Below are 24534 nucleotides of genomic sequence, written 5' to 3'. Positions count from 1 at the left end.
CGCACCATCGACTAGGCTCCGTGCGTCGCTCGGCGGACACAGACACGGGGGTGGGCCATGGCCCCGCTGCGCAGCTTCGGACCCGGACAGGAAGCGGAACACCCGGACTATGCCGGGCAGTACCGCCTCGAATCCTGCCTGGGTGCGGGTGGCATGGGTGTGGTGCACCTCGCGACGTCCGCCTCCGGCCTGCGTCTCGCGATCAAGGTCGTGCATGGCGAGCATGCGGCGGATCCCGAGTTCAGGGCCCGCTTCCGGCAGGAGGTGAGCGCCGCCCGGCGGGTGAGCGGAGCCTTCACCGCCCCCGTGGTGGACGCGGATCCCCATGCCACGCTGCCGTGGATGGCAACGCTGTTCATCCCCGGTCCCACGCTCGCCGAGCAGGTGAAGCGGAACGGTGCGATGGAGGCCGCCGAGGTGCGCAGGCTCGGGGCCGGTCTGGCCGAGGCACTGCGCGACATCCACCGGGCAGGTGTGGTCCACCGCGATCTCAAGCCGAGCAACGTCCTGCTCGCGCCCGACGGCCCCAAGGTCATCGACTTCGGCATCTCGCGGCCGACGGACAGTGATGTGCGTACGGAGACCGGGAAGCTGATCGGTTCGCCGCCCTTCATGGCGCCCGAGCAGTTCCAGCGGCCGCGGGAGGTCGGACCGGCCGCGGACGTGTTCGCGATGGGCGCGGTGCTGGCCCACGCGGCGACGGGCCGCGGCCCCTTCGACTCCAACAGCCCGTACGTCGTGGCGTACCAGGTGGTGCACAACGAACCGGATCTCGCGGGCGTCCCGGACGACCTGGTACCGCTGATCCTGCGCTGCCTCGCGAAGGATCCGGCCGAACGGCCGCTGCCCGCCGAGGTGATGGACGCCCTGCGGCAGCCGGTGCCCGCGTCGGCGCCCAGGCCCCGCATCCCCGCCCAGCGGCGCTCCCCGGACGAGACGCACATCGGTGCGGGACCGCAACCGCGGACGGAACCGGAACCGGAACCGGAATCAGAACCGGGGTCGGGATCAGGATCGGGATCGAGGTCGCGACCGGCCGCTTCCTCGTGGGTCCGTCGGCGTCCCGGGCGGGTCACGGTGGTCGGCGTCACGCTCGTACTGGCCGCCGGGGGCGCGTTCGGCGTACGGGAGCTGACCTCGGCCGGGACGACCACGGCCGGTCCCGCCGAGGCGAGCCCCGGGACCTTCCGGCCGTGGAGCACGGTTCTCGGCGGCACGCAGGGCGACGGCGCCGGTGCCGTGCCGCCCGTCTGCACTTCGGGTGGGGGCGCCCTCTACTGCTCGGCCCCGGGGGTTCCGGCAGCGCGGCTCGATCCCTCGAACGGCCGGGTCCTGTGGTCGTACAAAGGAGAGGGTGAGGGTGACGGTGGTGGCTCGGCGGGGGCCAAGACGCCGCCCGAGCTGTCCGGCGGTCTGCTGCACCTCACGAGCGGCAGCCGGCTCACAGCGGTCGACCCCCGGTCGGGCACGCAGAGCTGGGAGGCCGACATCTCCGCGTACGCCGCCGTCGTGCACAGCGCCGACACCACACTCCTCGTCGGTGGGCACGGCACCGTGCGGGCGCTGGACAGTGCGACGGGCGGGGAGCGCTGGAGCACGCGGATCGGCGGTGTCGGCACCCAGTGGATCGGCGGTCCGGCCGGGACCAGGTCCGGTCCGGGCGTCCTCTACGCGGTGACGCCCTCCGCCGACGGGACCGCCACGCAGGTCAGCGCGGTGTCCGTGGAGGGCGGCACCGTGCTGTGGACGAGGTCTGCGGCCGGGAACCTGAGCCCGTTCTCCGCGCCGGACGGAGCCCTGTACCTGCTGTCGACCAATGCCGACCAGCTGGTCGACGCGATCGTCCGGTTCGACAGCGGAAAGCGCAGCGCCCGCCGGGTGTCCCTGCCGACCCCGCTCGACCGGGCGTCCGCCGCGCAGAGCGGTGGCGTCGCGTACCTGAGCGACGTGGGCGGCTCGCTCGTGGCCGTCGACACGCGCCGGGCCGGGAAGAACGGGGTGGGCGCCGAGCTGTGGCGCCTGGAGACGTCGGTCAGCCGTCCGTCGCGGCCCGTGGTGTCGGGCGGCCGCGTGTACGTCACCGCTCCCGACGGCCGTCTGCTCGCCACGGACGCCCGCCGCGGTGAACCGCTGGGCCAGACCCGCCCCCGGCTCGGCGGCGACACGGCACGGGTCGTGGCGGAACTGCCCCGGCCGGTGGTCATGGACGGCGAGGTCTTCGCCGGCGCACCCGACGGCAGCGTCTTCGCCGTGGACGCCCGCAGGCCCGCCGGCTGGTGAGCTCCACGCGACTGGTGAGCTCCACGAACGACGAACCCGCCCGGTGGTGAGGACCGGGCGGGTTCGCGTACGCGGTGGGGCGGAGTCGGGTCAGCCGAGCTTGGAGACGTCGCGGACCGCGCCCCGGTCGGCGCTGGTGGCCATCGCGGCGTACGCGCGCAGGGCGGCCGAGACCTTGCGCTCGCGGGCGACCGGTGCGTACACACCGCCGAGGGCCTCGCGGCGGGCGGCCAGTTCCTCGTCGGCGACCAGCAGCTCGATGCTGCGGTTCGGGATGTCGATGCGGATGCGGTCGCCGTCGCGGACCAGGGCGATGGTGCCGCCGGACGCCGCCTCGGGCGACGCGTGCCCGATGGACAGGCCCGAGGTGCCGCCGGAGAAGCGGCCGTCGGTGACCAGGGCGCAGGTCTTGCCCAGACCGCGGCCCTTGAGGAAGGAGGTCGGGTAGAGCATCTCCTGCATGCCGGGGCCGCCCTTGGGGCCCTCGTAGCGGATGACGACGACGTCGCCGTGCGTGATCTCCTTCTTGAGGATCTTGTCGACGGCCTCCTCCTGCGACTCGCAGACGACCGCCGGGCCCTCGAAGGTCCAGATCGACTCGTCCACGCCGGCTGTCTTCACGACGCAGCCGTCGACGGCGAGGTTGCCCTTGAGGACCGCCAGTCCGCCGTCCTTGGAGTACGCGTGCTCCGCCGAGCGGATGCAGCCGCCCTCCGCGTCCGTGTCGAGGGCCTCCCAGCGCTCGGACTGGGAGAAGGCCTCGGACGAGCGGACGCCGCCGGGTGCCGCGAACCACAGCTCCAGGGCCTCCGGGGAGGGGGAACCGGCGCGGACGTCCCAGGTCTTGAGCCAGTCCGACAGGGACGGGCTGTGCACCGAGTGCACGTCCTCGTTCAGATGGCCCGCGCGGTGGAGCTCGCCGAGCAGGGCGGGGATGCCGCCGGCCCGGTGCACGTCCTCCATGTAGTACGTGCGGTCCTTCGCCACGTTCGGGGCGACCTTCGCGAGGCACGGCACGCGGCGCGAGACCGCGTTGATCTCGTCCAGGCCGAACGCGACGCCGCCCTCCTCGGCGGCGGCCAGCAGGTGCAGGATCGTGTTGGTCGAGCCGCCCATGGCGATGTCGAGGGCCATGGCGTTCTCGAAGGCCTCGATCGTGGCGACGTTGCGCGGCAGGACCGACTCGTCGTCCTGCTCGTAGTACCGGCGGGTGATGTCCATCACCGTGCGGCCCGCGTCCTCGTACAGGCCCTTGCGGGCCGTGTGCGTGGCGAGGACCGAGCCGTTGCCGGGCAGGGACAGGCCGATGGCCTCGGTCAGGCAGTTCATGGAGTTGGCCGTGAACATGCCGGAACAGGACCCGCAGGTCGGACAGGCGTTCTCCTCGATACGGAGGATGTCCTCGTCCGAGACCTTCTCGTTCGCCGCCTCGGACATCGCGTCGACCAGGTCGAGCGTACGGACCGTGCCGTCGACCAGCGTGGCGCGGCCGGACTCCATGGGGCCGCCGGAGACGAAGACCGTCGGGATGTTCAGGCGCAGGGCGGCCATCAGCATGCCGGGCGTGATCTTGTCGCAGTTGGAGATGCAGATCAGGGCGTCGGCGCAGTGGGCCTCCACCATGTACTCCACGCTGTCCGCGATGAGGTCGCGGGACGGCAGGGAGTACAGCATTCCGCCGTGGCCCATCGCGATGCCGTCGTCGACGGCGATCGTGTTGAACTCGCGCGGGATGCCGCCCGCGGCCGTGACGGCCTCGCTGACGATCCGGCCGACCGGCTGGAGGTGGGTGTGGCCCGGGACGAACTCCGTGAAGGAGTTGGCGACCGCGACGATCGGCTTGCGGCCGATGTCCGCGCCCGGTACACCGGAGGCGCGCATAAGGGCGCGTGCGCCCGCCATGTTGCGGCCGTGGGTGACTGTGCGGGACCTCAGCTCGGGCATCGTCGATCGCTCCTTCGGAGAGTGTTGACTGTCGTCGAGCGTACGCCGGTCATCCAGGGTTCGGACATGGCGTCCGGAATGCGGGACGGCTGTCTCGGGTTCCGGGTGCCTGGGCCTGGGAGATCGGGTGCCCGGGGCCTGGGGACCTGATGTTCGGTGACGGTCGGGTGGGGCTGGGCGCGGTTCCCCGCGCTCCTTCGGGGGCGCCCGTGGAGGGCCGCCCGGTTCAGGGAGCGGTCAGGTGGGACTGGATCACCGGGGAGACCCTGGCGATGATCTGTTCCGGGTCCGCCGAGGCCAGGGGTTCCACCTTGATCACGTAGCGCAGCATGGCGATGCCCACGAGTTGCGCGGCGGCCAGTTCGGCGCGCAGTTCGGCGTCCGGGAGATCCAGCTGGAGGGCGACGCGGCGCAGCAGCTGGGCGGAGATCAGCCGGCGGAAGACGCCGGCCGCGGTCTCGTTGTTCACGGCGGAGCGGACGATCGCCAGCAGGGCCCCGCGGGTGGCCGGGTTCTCCCAGACCCCGAAGAAGAAGCGGGCCAGCCGCTCGCCGACGCCGTCGAGGGGGCCCTCGCCGACCGAGCCGGGGGCGCTCAGGAGGGGGCCGATGGCGACCTCGATGGCCGCCTCGAAGACCTGCTCCTTGGTGCCGAAGTAGTGGTGCACGAGCGCCGCGTCCACGTCCGCCGTCTTCGCGATGCCGCGTACGGAGGTCTTCTCGAAACCCCGCTCGGCGAACTCCTCGCGGGCCGCCGCCAGGATGCGGTCGCGGGCCGCGGGGCCGTCCGCCGAGTCCGTACGGGAGGGGCGGCCCCGGCGGCGCGGGGCGGCGGCTGTCATGGACGCGGGATCCGGGCCGCCGAAGCGAGGTGGAGGCGGGTGAAGGCGAGGGCCTCCGCCAGGTCGGCCTCGCGCTCGGCGCTCGACATGGCCCGGCGGGTGTTGACCTCGATGACGACGTGGCCGTCGAAGCCGGACAGGACGAGCCGTTCGAGCAGTTCGGCACAGGGCTGGGTGCCGCGGCCGGGGACCAGGTGCTCGTCCTTGTTGGAGCCGTTGCCGTCGGCGAGGTGGACGTGGCCCAGGCGGTCGCTCATGCGGTCGACCATCTGGAGCGCGTCGGTGCGGGCCGTCGCGGTGTGGCTCAGGTCGATCGTGAAGTGCCGGTAGTCGTCCTTCGTGACGTCCCAGTCGGGTGCGTAGGCGAGCATCTCGCGGTCGCGGTAGCGCCAGGGGTACATGTTCTCGACGGCGAACCGTACGTCCGTCTCGTCGGCTATCCGCCAGATTCCGGTGACGAAGTCACGGGAGTACTGGCGCTGCCAGCGGAACGGGGGGTGCACGACGACCGCGCTCGCCCCGAGCCTCTCGGCTGCCGCCCGGGCGCGCTGGAGCTTGGTCCACGGGTCGGTGGACCAGACGCGCTGGGTGATGAGCAGGCAGGGGGCGTGCACGGCGAGGATCGGGACGCCGTGGTAGTCGCTGAGGCGGCGCAGGGCTTCGATGTCCTGGCTGACCGGATCGGTCCACACCATGACCTCGACGCCGTCGTAGCCGAGGCGCGCGGCGATCTTGAAGGCCGTCGCTGTCGACTCCGGATAGACGGAGGCCGTGGACAGGGCGACCTTCGCATCCGGGATGCGCACGACTGGTTCTGCCACGGGGACAGGTTACGGGGTGGGTCCGTCGGGTGTGGCGGGGTGGGGGGTGGGGGTGCGGGGTGGGTGGGCTCGTGGCCGGTCCGGTGGGGGTTGCTCGCGCCGTTCCCCGCGCCCCTGAAAAGACTGCGCCGTTCCCCGCGCCCCCGAAAGCCGAAGACCGCGCCGTCGCCCGCGCCCCCGAAAGCCGAAGACCGCGCCGTCGCCCGCGTCCTCACGGGGTTGTCATCTGGTCCAGGTTTCGGAGGATCACTCCCTCGCGGAGGGCCCAGGGGCATATGTCCACCGTTTCCACCTCGAAGAGGGCCATCGCCCCCTCGGCCACGACGGCGCCGGCCAGGAGCTGGCCCGCGCGGCCCTCCGAGACCCCGGGGAGCTCGGCGCGTTCGGCGGTGGTCATGGCGGCCAGGCGCGGGACCCAGTCCTCCAGGGAGCGGCGCTTGAGCTCGCGCGGCACGTACAGGCCGTCGGCCGAGCGCGCGGCCCCGGCGAGGCGGGCCAGCTGCTTGAAGGTCTTGGAGGTGGCGACCACGTGGTCGGGGGCGCCGAACCGGCTGAACTCCCCGACCGTACGGGCGATCTGGGTCCGCACATGGCGGCGCAGGGCCTTGACCTCCGCCGGGTCCGCCGGATCGGTCGGCAGCCAGCCCGCGGTCAGCCGGCCCGCGCCGAGCGGCAGGGAGGCGGCCGCGTCGGGCTCCTCGTCCATCCCGTACGCGATCTCCAGCGAACCGCCGCCGATGTCCAGGACGAGCAGTTTCCCGGCCGACCAGCCGAACCAGCGGCGGGCGGCGAGGAAGGTGAGCCGGGCCTCCTCGGCGCCGGTGAGGACCTGGAGCTCCACACCGGTCTCGTCGCGCACCCGGGCCAGCACCTCGTCGGCGTTGCCCGCCTCGCGCACCGCGGAGGTCGCGAACGGCAGCAGGTCCTCGACACCCTTGTCCTCGGCGGCCTCGAGCGCCTCCTTGATGACGGCGATCAGTCTGTCGACGCCCTCGGGGTGGATCGAGCCGCTGTCGTCGAGGAGTTGGGCGAGCCGCAGCTCCACCTTGTACGAATGCGCGGGCAGCGGGCGTGCGCCGGGGTGTGCGTCCACCACCAGCAGGTGCACCGTGTTCGAACCCACGTCCAGGACACCGAGTCTCATGTACGGCACGCTACTGCGCCCGGACCGCCCGGCCGTCCCCGGAGTGGTCGCGGGCGACTTACTCTGGACGGGTGCCAAAGACGAAAAAGGCGAAGAGCGACAAATCGTCCGCGAGTTCCGCCACCGAACCCGTCGAGGACCTGCTCCGGACGAAGGTCCGCGGGTCCAAGAAGCCCGGAAAGCTTCCCAAGCCCCCGAAGGGCGACGAGAAGGGGCTCGACTTCGCACGCGCGTGGGTGGAGTTCCCGGATCCGGCCGACGACGAGCAGGTCTTCCGCTGCGACCTGACCTGGCTGACCTCTCGCTGGAACTGCGTCTTCGGAAGCGGCTGCCAGGGCATCCAGGCGGGGCGCGCGGACGACGGCTGCTGCACGCTGGGCGCCCACTTCTCGGACGAGGACGACGAGAAGCGCGTCGCGGACCACGTGGCGCGGCTCACGCCGGACATCTGGCAGCACCACGACGTGGGCACCGCGACCGGCTGGGTCTCGCAGGACGAGGACGGTGAGCGGCAGACGCGCCCGTACCAGGGGTCCTGCATCTTCCAGAACCGCCCCGGTTTCGCCGGCGGCATGGGCTGCTCGCTGCACATCCTGGCCGTCAAGGAGGGCCGCGAGCCGCTGGAGACCAAGCCGGACGTCTGCTGGCAGCTGCCGGTGCGGCGGACGTACGAGTGGATCGACCGGCCCGACGACACCCGCGTGCTGCAGGTGTCGATCGGCGAGTACGACCGCCGCGGCTGGGGTCCCGGCGGCCACGACCTGCACTGGTGGTGCACGTCGGCGACCTCGGCCCACGGCGCGGGGGACCCGGTGTACGTCTCGTACCGCCCGGAACTGATCGAGCTGATGGGCACGTCGGGCTACGACCGTCTGACGGCCCTCTGCGAGGAACGCCTCGCCTCCCAGCTCCCCCTGCTGGCCCCGCACCCCGCGGACCCGACCCCCGTCGTGTGAGCACCGGGAACCCGCGCGCCGTCAGGGGCGCGGGGAACTGCGCAACCTGGGGTACCCCCCGGCCGAAGGCCGGGGGACCACGAGGGACCCGCGGGCGAGCGACGACCGGCGGCAGCGCTCATCCCCCCGGGGAACCCGGCTCCCCGTCTCCTCCGGTGGGCGATCCCGCAGAACCTCCGGAGGACTCCGGCGGCGGCTCCGGCTCCGGGTCCGACGGGCTCGGCCCGCCCGTCCCGGGATCGGACGGTCCGGGCTCCGAGGGTCCAGGACCGGACGGCGTCGGTTCGGGACCGGGTCCCGGACCGTCCGGCCCGGGCTCCGAAGGCCCCGGGCCGGACGGTCCGGGACCGGACGGCGCCGGCGGATCCGGCCGGGGCCCGGGGCCCGGCCGCGACGGCCCCGCCGCCCCGTACCCGCTGATCGTCACGACCGCCCCCGCCGGCGCGACCGCCACCCGCGCGCTCCACGCGCCGTTCGGCTCGCGCAGACGGTCGACGTACACCCTGATCGTCACCGACTCCCCCGGCCGCAGCGTCCCCGACGACCGGCTCAGGTAGAGCCAGGACGCCCCGGTCCGCGCGGACCAGTGGACCGGCGGACCGTCGTCCGCCGCCGTGAGGGTCACGAGCGTCGTGTCGCCGCTGGAGTCGGCCGTCACGGAGAGCCCGCCCCGCCCCGGGGCCACGCCGACGACCTCCACGGAGACGTCGGACGAGCCGCTGCGCGGGGTGAAGCGGGAGCCGGGCCGCGTACGGGCGTTGCCGGCGTTCTCGTAGCCGGCGGCCCCGTCGCCGAGGGCCTCCGGGTCCTGGGCCTCGTTCGCCGTGACGGGCCGGCCGTCGGCGCCCTCGCCGAGCAGGGGCGCACCCCGGTAGGCCGCCCACAGGGCGAGCACGGGAGCCGCCACGACGGTGGCGACGACCGTGGTCGTGACGGCACGCGCGCGCAGGCGGTCCCGGCGGGCCGCGTGGTCCTTGGGGTCCATCGGGAAACCGCGCCGGTCGAAGCGCGGACCGCCGCTCCGCGCGCGCGGGAGGTGCGTGAGCGCCCTGTGGAGGGCCGCGCGCGGGGCTTCGAGCACGGGCAGCGCGGCGGGCGTGACGCTGGTGCCGGGCCAGGCGCCGGGCACCGCGCGCTCGGCGGTCCGGCGGCAGCGCGGGCAGTCGTCGACGTGCCGGACCAGTTCGCGGCGCAGGGCCGTGCTCAGGACGAGGTGGCGGTCGCCGGTGAGCCGGGCGACGCCCGGACAGGTGCCGGTCTGGACGACGGCCAGAGCCGCGCGCGTGCGTTCGACCTCGCAGGCCGCCGCCGCGAGGAGTTCCCGCGCGGCGACCGGGTCCATGCCGAGGACGGCGGCGACCTCGTGCACGGTGAGCTGGTGGCGTACGGCGAGTTCGAGTGCCTCGCGCTGCTCGGGGGTCGTGCCGGCCGCCTCCGGCCAGGCCAGCAGGGAGAGTTCGCGACGGCGGCGCTCCTCCTCCGCGGCGGCGGGGAGGTCGGCGGCCGCGTCGCCGGCGGCGCGGCCGCCGGCAGGGCCGCCCGAACGGTCCCCGGGGCGGCCGAGGTCGCGGTCGCGCGCGCGGTCCGGGCCCGTGGAGGGGCCGCGGCGGGCGTCGGCGCGGGCGCCCTCGGTACGGTCCTCCGTGCGCCCCCGGCCCTCGGTACGGCCCGACGCGTGGGTGCCATGACGTTTCTGCTTGGCCTCGGCCAGCTTGCGCAGGCAGGACCAGCGGGCGAGCGCGTACAGCCAGGCCCTGCGGTCGCCGGGCTCCTCCGGGCCGCGCTGGCCACGGCGCTCGGCGAGCGCGAGGACGTCGCCGAGGGCGGCGGTCGCGGTGTCGTGGTCGCACAGGACGGACAGACAGTAGGTGAAGAGGCCGTCCAGGTACGGTTCGTAGCGGGCCGGCGGGGACTGCGCCAGCGTGCGCGCCGCCGCCCGGTCGCGCGCCTCGCTGTGCGCCCGGTGTGCGCCGGTGGTGCGGGTCGAGGTGTCGGGCCTGCTGCTCATCACCCGTGCGACCGTAGGCGCCTGGCCGCGGCCCCCTCTTCCTGCTTGAGCACATTTAATCCGTACGGGTGAAACGATCCCTCATAAGAGGACAGGAACCCTGGATTCCGTGTCGTTCCCTTGACGGAATGTGTCCGGAACACGAGGGCCGCCCGGCCGCCGACGCGGTGACCCGGACGGCCGTGACCGCGCTGTCAGTGGCGGCGGTTACGGTTCGTGTCATGGCTGCTCGTACGAAGACCGCGAAGGACCGGCCGTCCTACCGCTGCACCGAGTGCGGCTGGCAGACGGCGAAGTGGCTCGGCCGCTGTGGCGAGTGCCAGGCCTGGGGGACGGTCGAGGAGTACGGCGCGCCCGCGGTGCGTACGACGGCCCCCGGCCGCGTCACCACGTCCGCGCTGCCCATCGGCGAGGTCGACGGCCGGCAGGCGACCGCCCGCTCGACCGGGGTGCCCGAGCTGGACCGCGTGCTCGGCGGCGGCCTCGTGCCCGGTGCGGTGGTGCTCGTGGCGGGCGAGCCGGGCGTCGGCAAGTCCACCCTGCTGCTGGACGTGGCGGCCAAGGCGGCGAGCGACGAGCACCGCACGCTCTACATCACCGGTGAGGAGTCGGCGAGCCAGGTCCGGCTGCGCGCCGACCGCATCAAGGCGATCGACGACCATCTGTACCTGGCGGCGGAGACCGACCTGTCCGCGGTCCTCGGGCACCTGGACGCGGTGAAGCCGTCCCTGCTCGTCGTCGACTCCGTACAGACGGTGGCCTCCCCGGAGATCGACGGCGCCCCCGGCGGCATGTCCCAGGTCCGCGAGGTGGCCGGGGCGCTGATCCGCGCCTCCAAGGAGCGCGGCATGGCCACGCTCCTGGTGGGCCATGTCACCAAGGACGGCGCCATCGCGGGGCCACGCCTCCTGGAGCACCTGGTGGACGTCGTCCTGAGCTTCGAGGGCGACCGGCACGCGCGCCTGCGGCTCGTCCGGGGCGTCAAGAACCGGTACGGCACCACGGACGAGGTCGGCTGCTTCGAACTGCACGACGAGGGCATCACCGGGCTCGCCGACCCCTCCGGCCTCTTCCTCACCCGCCGGGCCGAGCCCGTCCCCGGCACCTGCCTGACCGTCACCCTCGAAGGCCGCCGCCCCCTGGTGGCCGAGGTGCAGGCGCTCACCGTGGACACCCAGATCCCCACCCCGCGGCGCACCACCTCCGGCCTGGAGACCTCCCGGGTGCAGATGATGCTCGCCGTCCTGGAGCAGCGCGGCCGGATCAGCGCCCTCGGGAAGCGGGACATCTACACCGCGACGGTCGGTGGCGTGAAGCTCTCCGAGCCCGCCGCGGACCTCGCGATCGCCCTCGCGCTGGCCAGCGCGGCGAGCGACACCCCGCTCCCGCAGAACCTCGTCGCGATCGGCGAGGTGGGGCTCGCGGGCGAGGTCAGACGGGTCACGGGGGTCCAGCGCCGGCTCTCCGAGGCGCACCGCCTGGGCTTCACCCACGCCCTCGTCCCGGGCGACCCGGGCAAGATCCCTCCCGGTATGAAGGTCCTGGAAGTCGCCGACATGGGGGACGCGCTGCGGGTCCTCCCGAGGTCGCGTCGGCGAGACGCCCCACGGGACGAGGAAGAGCGCCGGTAGACTTTGCCCAGGTCTCGCCCGTGCGTACGAACCGAGGGCGCCCTCAGAAGCCTGCGACCGGAGGAGTGCAGTGGCAGCCAACGACCGGGCAGCAGTTCCCGGCAAGTCCGGCGGGAGTTCCGGCACCGATGGCCTGATGCGCACGGCTCTCAGCGCCGTGGCCCCCGGCACCGGGCTGCGTGACGGCCTGGAGCGCATCCTCCGCGGCAACACCGGCGGGCTCATCGTGCTCGGCTGGGACAAGACCGTCGAGGCGATGTGCAGCGGCGGTTTCGTGCTGGACGTCGAGTTCACGGCGACGCGGCTGCGCGAGCTGTGCAAGCTCGACGGCGGCATCATCGTCGACAAGGACATCACCAAGATCCTGCGGGCCGGCGTGCAGCTGGTCCCCGACCCGACCATCCCCACCGAGGAGACGGGCACCCGGCACCGCACCGCGGACCGGGTGAGCAAGCAGGTCGGCTTCCCCGTGGTCTCCGTCTCCCAGTCCATGCGCCTGATCGCACTGTACGTGGACGGGCAGCGACGGGTCCTGGAGGACTCGGCCGCGATCCTGTCCCGGGCCAACCAGGCCCTGGCGACGCTGGAGCGGTACAAGCTGCGGCTCGACGAGGTCGCGGGCACGCTGTCCGCGCTCGAGATCGAGGACCTGGTCACCGTCCGGGACGTGTCGGCGGTGGCCCAGCGGCTGGAGATGGTGCGCCGGATCGCCACGGAGATCGCCGAGTACGTGGTGGAGCTGGGCACGGACGGTCGGCTGCTCTCCCTGCAGCTGGACGAGCTGATCGCCGGGGTGGAGCCGGAGCGCTCGCTCGTCGTGCGGGACTACGTGCCGGAGCCGACCGCCAAGCGCTCCCGCACGGTCGACGAGGCGCTCTTCGAACTCAACGCGCTCAGCCATGCCGAGCTGCTCGAGATGCCGACGGTGGCGCGGGCGCTGGGGTACACCGGGTCGCCCGAGGCGCTCGACTCCGCGGTGTCGCCCCGCGGGTTCCGGCTGCTGGCGAAGGTGCCGCGGCTGCCCGGGGCGATCATCGACCGGCTGGTCGAGCACTTCGGGGGACTGCAGAAGCTGCTCGCCGCGAGTGTGGACGATCTGCAGACCGTGGACGGGGTGGGGGAGGCCCGGGCCCGGAGTGTGCGGGAGGGGCTTTCGCGGTTGGCCGAGTCCTCGATCCTCGAGCGTTACGTGTAGCCCGCCGGCGGCTTGGCGTGGCCTCCCGGGGAGTCGGGGCCGGGTGTGCGCGGTTCCCCGCGGCCCTGGGAGGGCTGGGTTGTTCTTCGGGTACCGGTCGGTGGGGGCTTGTCGCGCAGTTCCCCGCGCCCCTCGAAGTACGCGGGTCATGCTCCGCCGTGCGACGCACCGCACCGGACACCGCGGCCTGATCCGACCTGATCCGACCTGATCCAAAAGGAACGCCCTAGTCCTTCTTCAGGACGAAGGAGATCTGGGACTTGGGGAGGTCCGGGGTCCTGGCCTCCACCAAGTAGGTGCCGGGAGTCGCCGTGAGGGCGGGCGGGGTCGCGCACCGGGGGGCGCTCGCCTTGCGGTTCCATTCGACGGTGCGGACGACCCGGTCGTTCGCGGGGACGCGGAAGAGGATGCTCGCGGCGCCCGTCGGGCAGTCCGCCGAGGACCAGATCTCGTCGTCGCTCTCCGCCTGAGTGATCGTCAGCACCGCCCGCTTCGGGCCGAGATCGAGCTTGCAGTCGCTGCCGGAGGAGTTCCTGGCGATCAGCTCGAAGGTCGGCTTCTCGTCGGGCGTGTAGGAGTTGCTGACGCTGCGCAGCGTCAACTTCACCGCTCCCGCAGTGCAGTTGGGAAGGCTGGACCCGGCCGGAACCGTGTCGCCGGAGCCTCCGCCGCCCTCACCGTCGTCCGCGCCGCCCCCGCCACCGCCTGAACCGGAACCTGAACCGGAGCCGCCCGAGGCGGAACCGTCCGAACCGCCGGAGCCCGCCGAGCCGCCCGAACCACCGGAGCCGCCGTCCCCGTCGCCGCCGTCGCTCGACTCGTCGCGTCCGCCCGGTGCTTGACTGATCGCGGGGCCCGAGTCGGAGGGGCCCGGAGTGATCGACGCGGTGGGATTCTTGCCGTCGGGCCCGTCGGCTTCGTTCCCGCCGCCGCCTCCGCCTCCGGAGGTGACCACCCAGGTGATCAGCAGCGCCAACACCGCGACCATGGACGCCAGAATGGCCCTCCGTCGCCAGTAGATGGAGGAGGGAAGCGGCCCGACCGGATTGCGCATAGATCCCACGGCGCAACTCTACGAGAGTCTCGGCACTTCACCGCCCCCACCCGCCGCTCAAACCCCCAACTTTTTCCGATCATCGGCCCGCAACGGCGATGCGCACCGGAGAAGAGGCACACCACGCCCGCCCGGGGCGCGGGGAACCGCGCGACGGGCCCCACCGGCCGGCGCCCGGGAAACAACACAAACCCCCCACCCGCCGCGAAACCGCCGGAGGCCATGGCAGGATCGGAGGTGCCATGACTGCCCCCACGAAGCCCCCCTCGCCCTCCCGGCCCGACGCCCGGTCCGACGCCCAATCCGACGCCAGGCCCGAAGCCCAGTCCGAAGCCCGGTCCGATGCACGGCAGGACGCCCGGCCCGACACTCCCGAGGCCGGCGGCGAATCCGCCGGCCACACCCTCCACGCCCCCGTCATCGACTGGTTCGAGGAGAACGCGCGCGACCTGCCGTGGCGGCGGCCCGACGCCGGCCCGTGGGGCGTGATGGTCAGCGAGTTCATGCTGCAGCAGACCCCGGTGAGCCGCGTGCTCCCGGTGTACGAGCAGTGGCTCGCCCGCTGGCCGCGCCCCGCCGACCTCGCCGAGGACGCGCCGGGCGAGGCCGTCCGCGCCTGGGGCCGCCTCGGCTACCCCCGCCGCGCGCTGCGCCTGCACGGCGCCGCGGTCGCCATAACGGAGCGCCACGGTGGCGACGTACCCACGGACCACGCGCAGTTGCTCGCGCTGCCCGGCATCGGGGAGTACACGGCGGCGGCGGTGGCCTCCTTCGCGTACGGGCAGCGGCACGCCGTCCTCGACACGAACGTGCGGCGCGTGTTCGCGCGGGCCGTCACCGGCGTCCAGTACCCGCCGAACGCCACGACGGCCGCCGAGCGCAAGCTCGCCCGCACGCTGCTGCCCGACGACGACCGCACGGCCTCGCTGTGGGCCGCCGCGTCCATGGAACTCGGCGCGCTCGTCTGCACGGCGAAGAACGAGACGTGCGTACGCTGCCCGGTCGCGGCCATGTGCGCCTGGCGGCTGGCCGGGAAGCCCGCGCACGAGGGACCGCCGCGGCGCGGCCAGACATACGCGGGCACGGACCGGCAGGTGCGCGGCCGGCTGCTCGCGGTACTGCGCGAGGCGGTCGCCCCCGTCCCGCAGTCGGTACTCGACCAGGTCTGGGAGGAGCCGGTGCAGCGGGCCCGCGCCCTGGACGGCCTGGTCGCCGACGGACTGGTCGAGCCGCTCACCGGCGGTCTGTACCGGCTGCCGCAGAGCTGACACCCGGTCGACCGCCGGTTGATCACCGGTTGATCACCGGTCGACCGGCGGTCGGCCCTCAGTTGTTCCACAGGCCCCGCCGGGCTCCGTGACAGTGGCCCGGCGGGCAAATCGCCCCGTACCCGCACCAGTCGCCATCCCGCTTTACCCCGCGCCTACTTCCGTTACACAACCTATGGACAGCCGAGTGCTCACCGCATGCTCGCTCGGACAGCCCCGTGACAACACGTCCGTAACTTCAGTGCCGTACCGCACACCAGCGGTACGGCAGGCAACGGACAGCCGGCAGCACACGGGCCGGAACGGGGACGGAGGCGGTTGGAATGGCGCACGGCGAGGTGCTCGAGTTCGAGGAGTACGTACGCACCCGGCAGGACGCGCTGCTGCGCAGCGCACGCCGCCTGGTCCCCGACCCCGTCGACGCGCAGGACCTCCTGCAGACCGCGCTGGTGCGCACCTACGGTCGCTGGGACGGCATCGCGGACAAGCGTCTCGCCGACGCCTATCTGCGCCGCGTCATGATCAACACACGTACGGAGTGGTGGCGGGCGCGCAGGCTGGAGGAGGTCCCCACCGAGCAGCTGCCGGACGCGAGCGTGGACGATTCCACCGAGCAGCACGCGGACCGCGCCTTCCTGATGGACCTCATGAAGGTGCTGGCTCCCAAGCAGCGCAGTGTCGTCGTGCTGCGACACTGGGAGCAGATGTCCACGGAGGAGACGGCCGCAGCCCTCGGCATGTCGGCCGGCACGGTCAAGAGCACACTGCACCGGGCCCTGGCCCGGCTCCGCGAGGAGCTGGAGCGCCGGGCCCGCGACGAGAACGACGAGCTCGGCGTACACCTGCCGAAGCGTGAGGAGCGGGAGCGTTGCGCGGCCTAGACGCAGGGGCCCCCCGGGTCCGCGGGGCACGGAAGGCGGTGATCACGGCAGTGGCCGGGTTCGCCGCCCTCGGCCTTTTCGTGTCCGCCTGCGGTACGGGCGGCACCGGCGCCCGCGACGAGGGCCCGGCCCTCTCCGACCCGGCCGTCGGCAGCGCGTCGGTGCCCGCCACCCTCTCCCCCTCCTCGCCTCCCGACCGGGTGAACGCGGTGCGGCTCGTCAAGGCCGACCCCGAGGTCAGCACGGCCGTCAAGCGCGACCTGAAGCCGTGCGTCGGCGACGAGTACCCGGTCGACGTGTCGTACGGCAAGCTCACCGGCGGCTCCGTCGACGACGTCGTGATCAACGTGATGACCTGCGGGGACGCGGTCGGCGTCGGCTCCTACGTGTACCGCGAGGAGGGTTCCGGGTACCGGAACGTCTTCCGCGCCGAGGAGCCCCCGGTGTACGCGGAGATCGACCGGGGCGACCTGGTGATCACCCAGCAGGTGTACGCGAAGAACGACTCGGTGACCTATCCGTCCGGCGAGGAAGTGGTCACGTACCACTGGACGGCGACCCGTTTCACCGAGCGGGCCAGGACGCACAACGACTACAGCAAAGTGGTGGGCGGCGAGACCCAGGCCCCGGCCGGGCAGTGAGGCCGGCCGAGCGCCGCTGAGAACCCTCCGCCACCTCGGCGATCCCCTACTCCGACCTACTCCCCTACCCCGCTACCCCACCGACCCCACCGACCTCACCGACCCCGCCACCACCGAGAAACCGAGAGCAGCCGGATGGCAGAGCAGACCCACGTCCTCTTCGTCGAGGACGACGACGTCATCCGCGAGGCCACCCAGCTCGCGCTGGAGCGCGACGGCTTCGTGGTCACCGCCATGCCCGACGGTCTCTCGGGACTCGAGGCGTTCCGGGCGGACCGGCCCGACATCGCGCTCCTCGACGTGATGGTGCCGGGCCTCGACGGCGTGTCGCTGTGCCGGCGGATCCGCGACGAGTCGGCGGTCCCCGTGATCATGCTGTCGGCCCGTGCCGACTCGATCGACGTCGTCCTCGGCCTGGAGGCGGGTGCCGACGACTACGTGACGAAGCCCTTCGACGGTGCCGTGCTGGTCGCCCGCATCCGGGCCGTGCTGCGGCGCTTCGGACACGCGAGCGGCCCGCGTTCGGGCGCCGACGCGGCCGACGGCGCCTCGTCCGCGTCCGTCGGCGGTGTGCTGTCCTTCGGCGCCGGCGCGGGCGAACTGGAGATCGACACGGAGGGCATGGAGGTGCGCAGGGGCGGCACGCCGGTGGCCCTGACGCCCACCGAGATGCGGCTGCTCCTGGAGTTCTCGTCCTCGCCCGGTACGGTCCTGTCGCGCGACAGGCTCCTGGAACGGGTCTGGGACTACGGCTGGGGCGGCGACACCCGGGTCGTCGACGTCCATGTGCAGCGGCTGCGTACGAAGATCGGCCAGGACCGGATCGAGACGGTCCGCGGCTTCGGCTACAAGTTGAAGGCCTGAGGCGGAGCGGACGATGCGGGGCACGAACGACAGCCACCCGGCGACCGGGGGCCCTGTCCCGGGGGACGGGCACTCTGAGCGCGACGGGCACGACGGGCGCGACGAATTGACCGGACGCGGGGATCGCGAGGAGCGGGTCCGGGCCGGGCGGCGGCTGCGGCGCGAGCGGCTCGGGCAGCTGATGCCGCGTACGAGCATCAGGTGGAAGCTCAGCGCCGCGATCGCGGCGGTCGGAGCGCTGGTGGCCGTCGCGCTGAGCCTGGTCGTGCACAACGCCGCCCGGGTCTCGATGCTCGACAACGCGCGCGACCTGGCGGACGAGCGCGTCCAGATCGCGCAGCGCAACTACGAGGCCTCCGGGCGCCCGAACTTCCCCGGCATCAAGATCGACGACCCCGGCCTGCCGGAGGATCTGCTGGCGAAGGCGAAGGAGGGGCGCCGGGCGACCTTCGTGACGGAGCACTCCAACGGCGTGCCCGACATCTGGGCCGCCGTACCGCTCAAGGACGGGCGGATCCTGTCGCTGCACACGAGCTTCACCGACCGCAGCACGACCGTGCTCAAGGACCTCGACGAGGCGCTGCTCATCGGTTCCATCGCGGTGGTCTTCGGCGGCTGCGCGCTGGGCGTACTGATCGGCGGCCAGCTCTCGCGGCGGCTGCGCCAGGCCGCCACGGCGGCCCGGCGGGTCGCGCAGGGCGAGCCGGACGTACGGGTGCGGGACTCCATCGGCGGGGTCGTGCGCGACGAGACGGACGACCTGGCGCGGGCCGTGGACGCCATGGCGGACGCGCTGCAGCAGCGCATCGAGGCCGAGCGGCGGGTGACGGCGGACATCGCGCACGAGCTGCGCACGCCGGTGACCGGGCTGCTCACCGCGGCCGAACTGCTGCCGCCGGGCCGGCCGACCGAGCTGGTACGGGACCGGGCGCAGGCCATGCGGCAGCTGGTCGAGGACGTGCTGGAGGTGGCCCGGCTGGACAGCGCGTCCGAGCGGGCCGAGTTGCAGGACATCGTGCTGGGCGAGTTCGTGACGCGGCGGATGATCGCGCGGGACCCGGACATCCTCGTACGGGTCGTGCACGAGTCCGCGGTCACCACCGATCCGCGCCGGCTGGAGCGGGTGCTCATCAACCTGCTGGTCAACGCCGCCAAGCACGGCAAGCCGCCGATCGAGGTGACGGTGGAGGGGCGGGTGATCCGGATCCGCGACCACGGGCCGGGATTCCCCGACGCGCTGCTCGCCGACGGGCCGCGCCGCTTCCGCACCGGCAGCAGCGACCGTGCGGGGCACGGGCACGGGCTGGGGCTCACGATCGCCGCGGGGCAGGCGCGGGTGCTGGGCGCGCGGCTGACGTTCCGCAATGTGCGGGCGGTGGGGGCGCCCGACGGCGTGCCCGCGGAGGGGGCGGTGGCGGTGCTGTGGCTGCCGGAGCACGCTCCGACGAACACCGGCAGCTATCCGATGCTGCCGGCGTGAGGGGAGCGGAGTTTTCCGCCCCCGCCGTCCCTTCCCGACCCGACCCGACCCGACCCGACCCCGGGGGCTGCGCCCCCGGACCCCGCGTCGCGCTTGCGCGCTCGTCCTCAAACGCCGGACGGGCTGAGGATGTCGCAGCAGAGCCGCGAATCCTTCAGCCCGTCCGGCGCCTTGTTCAGCCCGTCCGGCGTTTGAGGACCGGGGGTTCGGGGGTGATCAGACTCCCGCGTCGGCCGCCGCCCGCTCCCCGCCGGCACCGCCGGAGGGACCGGCACCGGCTCCGCGAAGCGGAACCTCCTTCACGAACACCGCCGTCACCAGCGCGAGCACCGCGACGACCGCCCCGAGCAGGAACGCGGAGTGCGTCCCGGACGACACCGCGTGCTGGTACGCCTCCCGCGCGGCCACCGGCAGCTTCGCCAGGCTCGCCGCGTCCAGCTGCGCCGACTGCTCGGTCACCTTGGACCCCAGCGCCCCGGCCCGCTCGGACATCACGTCCTGGACCCGGTTGTTGAACAGCGCGCCCATGATGGCGACACCGAAGGACGAGCCGAGCGTACGGAACAGGGTGGTCGAGGAGGACGCGACGCCCATGTCCTTCATCTCCACGCTGTTCTGCGCGACCAGCATGGTGACCTGCATCAGGCAGCCCATGCCCGCGCCGACCACGGCCATGTACACACCCGACGTCAGCCGCGACGTGTCGGTGTCCATGAGCGACAGCAGGTACAGCCCGACCACCATCAGCGCGCTGCCCACGATCGGGAAGGCCTTGTAGCGCCCGGTGCTGGTGGTGACCCGCCCGGCGATCATCGAGGTCACGAGCATCGCACCGAGCATCGGCAGCAGCAGCAGGCCGGAGTTGGTCGCGGACGCGCCCTGCACCGACTGCTGGTAGAGCGGCAGGAACAGCACCGCGCCGAACATCACGAACCCGGCGACGAAACCGACGACGGACATCAGCGTGAAGTTGCGGCTGCGGAAGATGTGCAGCGGCATGACGGGCGCTGCGACCTTGGTCTGCACGAACAGGAAGCCGACCAGTGCGGCGACCCCGATCGCTATCAGCTCCATGATCCTGGCGGAGCCCCAGGCGTACTCGGTGCCGCCCCAGGTGGTGACGAGCACGATCGCGGTGATGCCCACGGTGAGCAGCGCGGCGCCCAGGTAGTCGATCCGCGCGTCCACCCGCTTCTTCGGCAGGTGCAGTACGGCGCTGATGGCGACCAGTGCCACGATGCCGAGCGGCAGGTTGATGTAGAAGGACCAGCGCCAGCCCCAGTGGTCGGTGATGGTGCCGCCGATCAGCGGTCCGCCGATCATGGCGAGGGCCATCACGCCGGCCATCATGCCCTGGTACTTGCCCCGCTCCCGGGGCGGGATCAGGTCACCGATGATCGCCATGACGCCGACCATCAGACCGCCCGCGCCGAGCCCCTGGACCGCGCGGAACCCGATGAGCTGCCCCATGTCCTGGGCCATGCCGCTCAGCACCGACCCGATCAGGAAGAGCACGATCGAGGTCATGAAGACGCCCTTGCGTCCGTACATGTCGCCGAGCTTGCCCCAGATCGGGGTGGAGGCGGCGGTCGCGAGCGTGTACGCGGTGACGACCCACGACAGGTGCTCCAGCCCGCCCAGCTCTCCCACGATGGTCGGCATCGCGGTGCCGATGATCATGTTGTCGAGCATCGCGAGCAGCATCGCGATCATGAGCGCGAGCAGGACGACCCGGACGCTCCGGGGCTGCTTGCCCCCGTCCGCGGCACCCGCGGCGTCCGCGACATTCACGCCGTCCGCGGCACTCACGCCGTTCCCGGCGTCCACGACGTCCGTGACGTCCGCAGGCACCGCTCCCCGTTCCCCCGCGCCCACGGTGTCCGCAGGCGTCTCCTTCTCGCTCGCCGCTCCGGCCGCTCCGGCCGTCCCGGCCGTCCTGGTGTCCGCCACTGTCCCATCTCCCCTGGGTACCGCCCTGCCACTTACTTGCCGACCGGCAAGTTGACTACACTGGAGGAAAGTAGACCCGTAACTAGCCGGGCGTCAAGTAAGTTTTTCTTTACCCGCGCCGACGGCGTGCGACGAGGACGAGGAGCGCCACGATGGACGGCAACAGGCAGCGGCGGCGCGGAGACACCCGCCAGCGCATCCAGGACGTGGCCGTCGAACTCTTCGCCGAGCAGGGCTACGAGAAGACCTCCCTGCGCGAGATCGCCGAGCGGCTGGACGTCACGAAGGCGGCCCTCTACTACCACTTCAAGACCAAGGAGGACATCCTCATCAGCCTCTTCGAGGACCTGACGAGGCCGATGGACGAGCTGATCGAGTGGGGCAGGGCCCAGCCGCACTCCCTGGACACCAAGCAGGAGCTCCTGCGGCGCTACAGCGAGGCCCTCACACAGGCGGCCCCCCTCTTCCGCTTCATGCAGGAGAACCAGGCGACGGTCCGCGAGCTGAGCATCGGCGAGTCCTTCAAGAACCGCATGCTCAAGCTGCTGGACATCATCAAGGAGCCGGACGCCCCCCTGACGGACCAGGTCCGGTGCGTGAGCGCCCTGTTCACCATGCACGCCGGGATGTTCGCCCTCAAGGACATGGAGGGCGACCCCGAGGACAAGCGGAAGGCCGTCCTGGAGGTCGCCGTCGAGCTGGTCACGCGGGCCCACTCGGGACCCCACGAATCCTGAGAACCCCGCGACCCCCGGGAAAACGCCCACGGGCCGGTCCTAGAGGCTCAGGCCCTTGGAGCGCAGGAAGGCGACCGGGTCGACCGCCGTGCCGTAGTCGGCCGTCGTACGGATCTCGAAGTGCAGGTGCGGCCCGCTGGAGTTGCCGGTGTTGCCGGACAGCGCGATCCGCTGGCCGGTCCCGACGGTCTGGCCGGACCGCACGTCGATACGGGACAGGTGCGCGTACTGCGAGTACGTGCCGTTGCTGTGCCTGATCACGACCGCGTTGCCGTACGCGGGTCCGTCGCCGGCGCCGTTGCCGCCGGTCTTCACGACGGTGCCGCCGTGGGCGGCGACGACCGCGGTGCCGGAGGGGACGGCGAAGTCCTGCCCGGAGTGGGTGGACGACCAGAGCTTGCCGGCCTGGGCGAAGCTCGCGGAGAGCTTGTACTTCTTGACCGGGTCGACCCAGGAGGCGGCCGTCTTCGCGGCGGTCTGCCCGGCCGCGACCTTCTTCGCCGCCTCGCTCTTGGCCTGAGCGGCCTTGGCGGCCTTGGCCTGGGCGGTGGCCTGCTGCTGCACGGAGGCGGCGGCCGAGGCCGGCAGGGCCACGGCGCTCGACGTGGCGTCGGCTGCGACCGCGACCCCTGCTCCCACGGCGGCCGAGGCTCCCAGGCCGAGGGCCAGGACGGCCGCGCGGCCACGGAGTCGGGACGTGCCGGGGATGCGGGACTTGGTGCGCTGCGACATGCGGGACTACCTCCGGGGGACGGGGGATGGGGTCGGTCGTCCCTTGGTAACCCGCACCCCCGCCGTCCCCCAAAACACCCATCTACGACCACAAGTCGTACTTGACCTCAAAACTTTCGACTTCTTGACAGAAATACCGGACGGTAGGCAATCGCCCCTTTTTTCTGTCGGACAACCGGTTCAGGCCCACCTCACACACGCCCACCGCGGCCCGGGACCCGCCCCCGGGCCTTCGCCGACAGGTCCGGGGCCCGGGTCCCACGGCGTAGGGCCGAAGGTCCCGTCCGCCCGCCCCGGACCGTCCACTACCGCCCCTAGTAGGGCGGGAACCGCCTGTGCGTCATGTCACCGGGCGGCAGGATCCACGGGCCGCGCGATGTGACGGCGACTACAGGCTCTCGCCACCGTCCTCGCCGGCCCTCTCCCGCCCGATCAGCGGCAGCGCCCCGAAGACGTGCCCCTGCCAGAGCGACCGTGACACCTCCTCCGGATACGCGGTCACGGTCGGCCGCACGTCGAAGAGCCGCACCTGTCGCCGGTCGGGGTCGTACGCGGGCCACCCGGGCCCCTCCCCCGCCGCGAACCCCGTCCACGCGGCCCGGAACTGCTCCGACAACTCCTCCGCCCCGGCGGGCGGCGCCTCCCCGAACAGCAGCGAAGGCAGCCCGCCGCCGAGGTTCCCGAAGACCAGCGGCACATCGAGCCCGTGGCAGGCCCCGAGCAGCCCGCCCATGCCCGGCGCCTCCCAGACCAGCTCGTAGACATGGGCCCGGCCGCCGCCCACGACCTGGGCCTCGGCCAGGTGCAGCGACGGCATCCGGAAGAGCCAGTCGGAGTGGACCAGCTCGTACAGCCCCGCCGGACCGAGCCCCGGGAAGGCTTTCCGGTACGCCTCGTCGCCGTCCCCGCCCCCACCGCCGAGGCCACCGGAGCCACCGGAGCCACCGGAGCCACCGGAGCCACCGGGGGAGAACGTCCGCAGCGCCGCCGTCACGCGGCCCTCCGCCGGCTCCTCACCGAGCGTTCCGTCGAACGCCATGAAGAGCCGGTACTCGTCCCGCGTGTGGCCGGCCATCAGCTCGATGTCCCGCGCCGCCCCGGCGGCGAGCGCCTCCCAGGGCGCGCGGGGCAGCACGTCCCCGTCCACCACGGGCGCCAGCGGGATCGCCGTGTGCGCCAGCACCCCCCAGCGTCGCGCGTGGTGCCCCATCCGCGCCCCGAGCGCGTCCGCCGCCGCGGGCAGCAGCCCCGGCGCCACCGTACCCAGGTCCGCCACGGTCGGCCGCAGTCCCAGCTCCGCCGCGAGCTCCCCCGCGATGTCCGCGGCGAGCGCGGCCGAGAGGAACGGACCGGGCATGCTCTGCACGACGGCCCGGCGGAAGAGGCCGGCCGCGCGCGGCATCGACAGCAGCGCGGCGAGCGAGCCGGCGCCCGCCGACTCGCCGAAGACCGTGACGCGGTCCGGGTCGCCGCCGAAGGCGCGGACGTTGTCCCGCACCCACTCCAGCGCGGCCACCTGGTCGAGCAGCCCCCGGTTGGCGGGCGCGCCCTCGATGTGCCCGAACCCCTCGATACCGAGGCGGTAGTTGAGCGTCACCAGGACGACCCCGCCCTCCCGCGCCAGCCGTCCGCCGTCGTACTCGGGCAGGTTCGACATCCCGATGACGTACGCCCCGCCGTGCAGCCACACCATCACCGGCAGCCCGGCGCCGGGACCGGGGTCGGGCGTCCAGACGTTGAGCGTCAGCCAGTCGCCGTCGTCGGCGTCCGGGGGTGCCAGCGTGTCCATGCCGAACGCCGCGGACTGCGGGGGCGGGGTCCCGAACGCGGTCGCCTCCCGTACGCCGTCCCAGCCCTGCGCGGGCCGCGGCGCCCCGAACCGGAGCGGGCCGACGGGCGGGGCCGCGAAAGGGATCCCCCGGAACACCGCCGCGCCCCCCTTCCCGGTCCCGGCCCCGCCCGTCTTTCCGGCCCCGCCCGTTCCTTCTGTCGTGCCCCTCAACACACCTGCTGCGGTACGGACTTCGGGTGCGTCGGCCTCCATGGCCGCTCCCTCCGTGGACAGTTCGGACAGTACGGATCCTCCCGCCGCGACGGGCCGTACGGC

General features: G+C 72.9%; 19 protein-coding genes. 10 read left to right on the top strand and 9 right to left on the bottom strand.

What is annotated here, in order from left to right; all coding sequences use genetic code 11:
• Positions 1-57 precede the first annotated feature (57 nt).
• Positions 58-2280, top strand: coding sequence for a PQQ-binding-like beta-propeller repeat protein (locus QFZ75_RS21765; protein ID WP_307539339.1), 2223 nt, complete (start codon positions 58-60; stop codon positions 2278-2280).
• Positions 2281-2370: 90 nt separating this feature from the next.
• Here the strand turns inward: QFZ75_RS21765 and ilvD are convergent, their stop codons facing one another.
• The 4 genes from ilvD to QFZ75_RS21745 all read right to left on the bottom strand — a co-directional run bounded on the left by ilvD (position 2371) and on the right by QFZ75_RS21745 (position 7030).
• Positions 2371-4224, bottom strand: coding sequence for a dihydroxy-acid dehydratase (ilvD, locus tag QFZ75_RS21760; RefSeq protein ID WP_307539337.1), 1854 nt, complete (start codon positions 4222-4224; stop codon positions 2371-2373).
• 226 nt (positions 4225-4450) lie between these two features.
• Positions 4451-5065, bottom strand: a complete 615-nt coding sequence (locus tag QFZ75_RS21755) for a TetR/AcrR family transcriptional regulator (RefSeq protein ID WP_307539335.1) — start codon at positions 5063-5065, stop codon at positions 4451-4453.
• Positions 5062-5886 (bottom strand): sugar phosphate isomerase/epimerase, encoded by an 825-nt coding sequence (locus QFZ75_RS21750; RefSeq protein ID WP_307539333.1) that lies wholly within the window; start codon positions 5884-5886, stop codon positions 5062-5064. Before QFZ75_RS21750 ends, QFZ75_RS21755 begins: the two co-directional genes overlap by 4 nt.
• 211 nt (positions 5887-6097) lie before the next feature.
• The gene (locus tag QFZ75_RS21745; protein ID WP_307539331.1) at positions 6098-7030 is read right to left on the bottom strand and encodes a Ppx/GppA phosphatase family protein; all 933 of its coding nucleotides are present in this window, start codon (positions 7028-7030) and stop codon (positions 6098-6100) included.
• A gap of 140 nt (positions 7031-7170) precedes the next feature.
• Here QFZ75_RS21745 and QFZ75_RS21740 point away from each other — a divergent pair, with 140 nt between their 5' ends.
• Positions 7171-7986, top strand: a complete 816-nt coding sequence (locus QFZ75_RS21740) for a hypothetical protein (RefSeq protein ID WP_373466052.1) — start codon at positions 7171-7173, stop codon at positions 7984-7986.
• A 118-nt stretch (positions 7987-8104) separates the two neighbouring features.
• On the opposite strand, the gene QFZ75_RS21735 is transcribed toward QFZ75_RS21740, so the two are convergent.
• On the bottom strand, positions 8105-9997 hold the full coding sequence (locus QFZ75_RS21735) for a hypothetical protein (protein WP_373465916.1): 1893 nt from the start codon (positions 9995-9997) through the stop codon (positions 8105-8107).
• Positions 9998-10215: 218 nt separating this feature from the next.
• Here QFZ75_RS21735 and radA point away from each other — a divergent pair, with 218 nt between their 5' ends.
• Both radA and disA read left to right on the top strand, forming a co-directional pair.
• The gene (gene radA, locus QFZ75_RS21730) at positions 10216-11625 is read left to right on the top strand and encodes a DNA repair protein RadA (RefSeq protein WP_307539326.1); all 1410 of its coding nucleotides are present in this window, start codon (positions 10216-10218) and stop codon (positions 11623-11625) included.
• 70 nt (positions 11626-11695) lie between these two features.
• Positions 11696-12820, top strand: coding sequence for a DNA integrity scanning diadenylate cyclase DisA (disA, locus tag QFZ75_RS21725; RefSeq protein ID WP_307539324.1), 1125 nt, complete (start codon positions 11696-11698; stop codon positions 12818-12820).
• A gap of 226 nt (positions 12821-13046) precedes the next feature.
• On the opposite strand, the gene QFZ75_RS21720 is transcribed toward disA, so the two are convergent.
• Entirely contained in the window at positions 13047-13883 is an 837-nt protein-coding gene (locus tag QFZ75_RS21720; protein WP_307539323.1) for a hypothetical protein, read from the bottom strand.
• A 233-nt stretch (positions 13884-14116) separates the two neighbouring features.
• Between QFZ75_RS21720 and QFZ75_RS21715 the strand changes: the two genes are divergently transcribed.
• From QFZ75_RS21715 to cseC, 5 genes are all read left to right on the top strand, one after another.
• Positions 14117-15142: an A/G-specific adenine glycosylase gene (locus tag QFZ75_RS21715; RefSeq protein WP_307539322.1), complete on the top strand. Its 1026-nt coding sequence runs from the start codon at positions 14117-14119 to the stop codon at positions 15140-15142.
• 323 nt (positions 15143-15465) lie between these two features.
• Positions 15466-16023, top strand: a complete 558-nt coding sequence (locus tag QFZ75_RS21710; protein WP_307539320.1) for a SigE family RNA polymerase sigma factor — start codon at positions 15466-15468, stop codon at positions 16021-16023.
• On the top strand, positions 16011-16664 hold the full coding sequence (locus QFZ75_RS21705; protein WP_373465915.1) for a hypothetical protein: 654 nt from the start codon (positions 16011-16013) through the stop codon (positions 16662-16664). The genes QFZ75_RS21710 and QFZ75_RS21705 overlap by 13 nt, the downstream gene beginning before the upstream one ends.
• A 135-nt stretch (positions 16665-16799) precedes the next feature.
• Entirely contained in the window at positions 16800-17528 is a 729-nt protein-coding gene (gene cseB / locus QFZ75_RS21700; protein ID WP_307539316.1) for a two-component system response regulator CseB, read from the top strand.
• Positions 17529-17709: 181 nt separating this feature from the next.
• Positions 17710-19008, top strand: a complete 1299-nt coding sequence (cseC, locus tag QFZ75_RS21695; RefSeq protein WP_307544673.1) for a two-component system sensor histidine kinase CseC — start codon at positions 17710-17712, stop codon at positions 19006-19008.
• A 216-nt stretch (positions 19009-19224) separates the two neighbouring features.
• Here the strand turns inward: cseC and QFZ75_RS21690 are convergent, their stop codons facing one another.
• Positions 19225-20799 carry an MDR family MFS transporter gene (locus tag QFZ75_RS21690; RefSeq protein ID WP_307544671.1) on the bottom strand — a complete coding sequence of 525 codons (1575 nt, stop codon included), beginning with the start codon at positions 20797-20799 and terminating at the stop codon, positions 19225-19227.
• Positions 20800-21110: 311 nt separating this feature from the next.
• On the opposite strand from QFZ75_RS21690, the gene QFZ75_RS21685 reads away from it, so the two are divergent.
• Positions 21111-21695 carry a TetR/AcrR family transcriptional regulator gene (locus tag QFZ75_RS21685; RefSeq protein ID WP_307539314.1) on the top strand — a complete coding sequence of 195 codons (585 nt, stop codon included), beginning with the start codon at positions 21111-21113 and terminating at the stop codon, positions 21693-21695.
• A 39-nt stretch (positions 21696-21734) separates the two neighbouring features.
• Here the strand turns inward: QFZ75_RS21685 and QFZ75_RS21680 are convergent, their stop codons facing one another.
• Positions 21735-22427 carry a M23 family metallopeptidase gene (locus QFZ75_RS21680; RefSeq protein ID WP_307539312.1) on the bottom strand — a complete coding sequence of 231 codons (693 nt, stop codon included), beginning with the start codon at positions 22425-22427 and terminating at the stop codon, positions 21735-21737.
• A gap of 388 nt (positions 22428-22815) precedes the next feature.
• Complete coding sequence (locus QFZ75_RS21675; RefSeq protein WP_307539310.1) at positions 22816-24471, bottom strand: carboxylesterase/lipase family protein; 1656 nt, start codon at positions 24469-24471, stop codon at positions 22816-22818.
• Positions 24472-24534 lie beyond the last annotated feature (63 nt).

Source organism: Streptomyces sp. V3I8, assembly GCF_030817535.1.
Lineage (GTDB): Bacteria > Actinomycetota > Actinomycetes > Streptomycetales > Streptomycetaceae > Streptomyces.
Note: the sequence above shows the minus strand (reverse complement) of the source record. Positions and strands in the feature narration are given on the sequence as shown.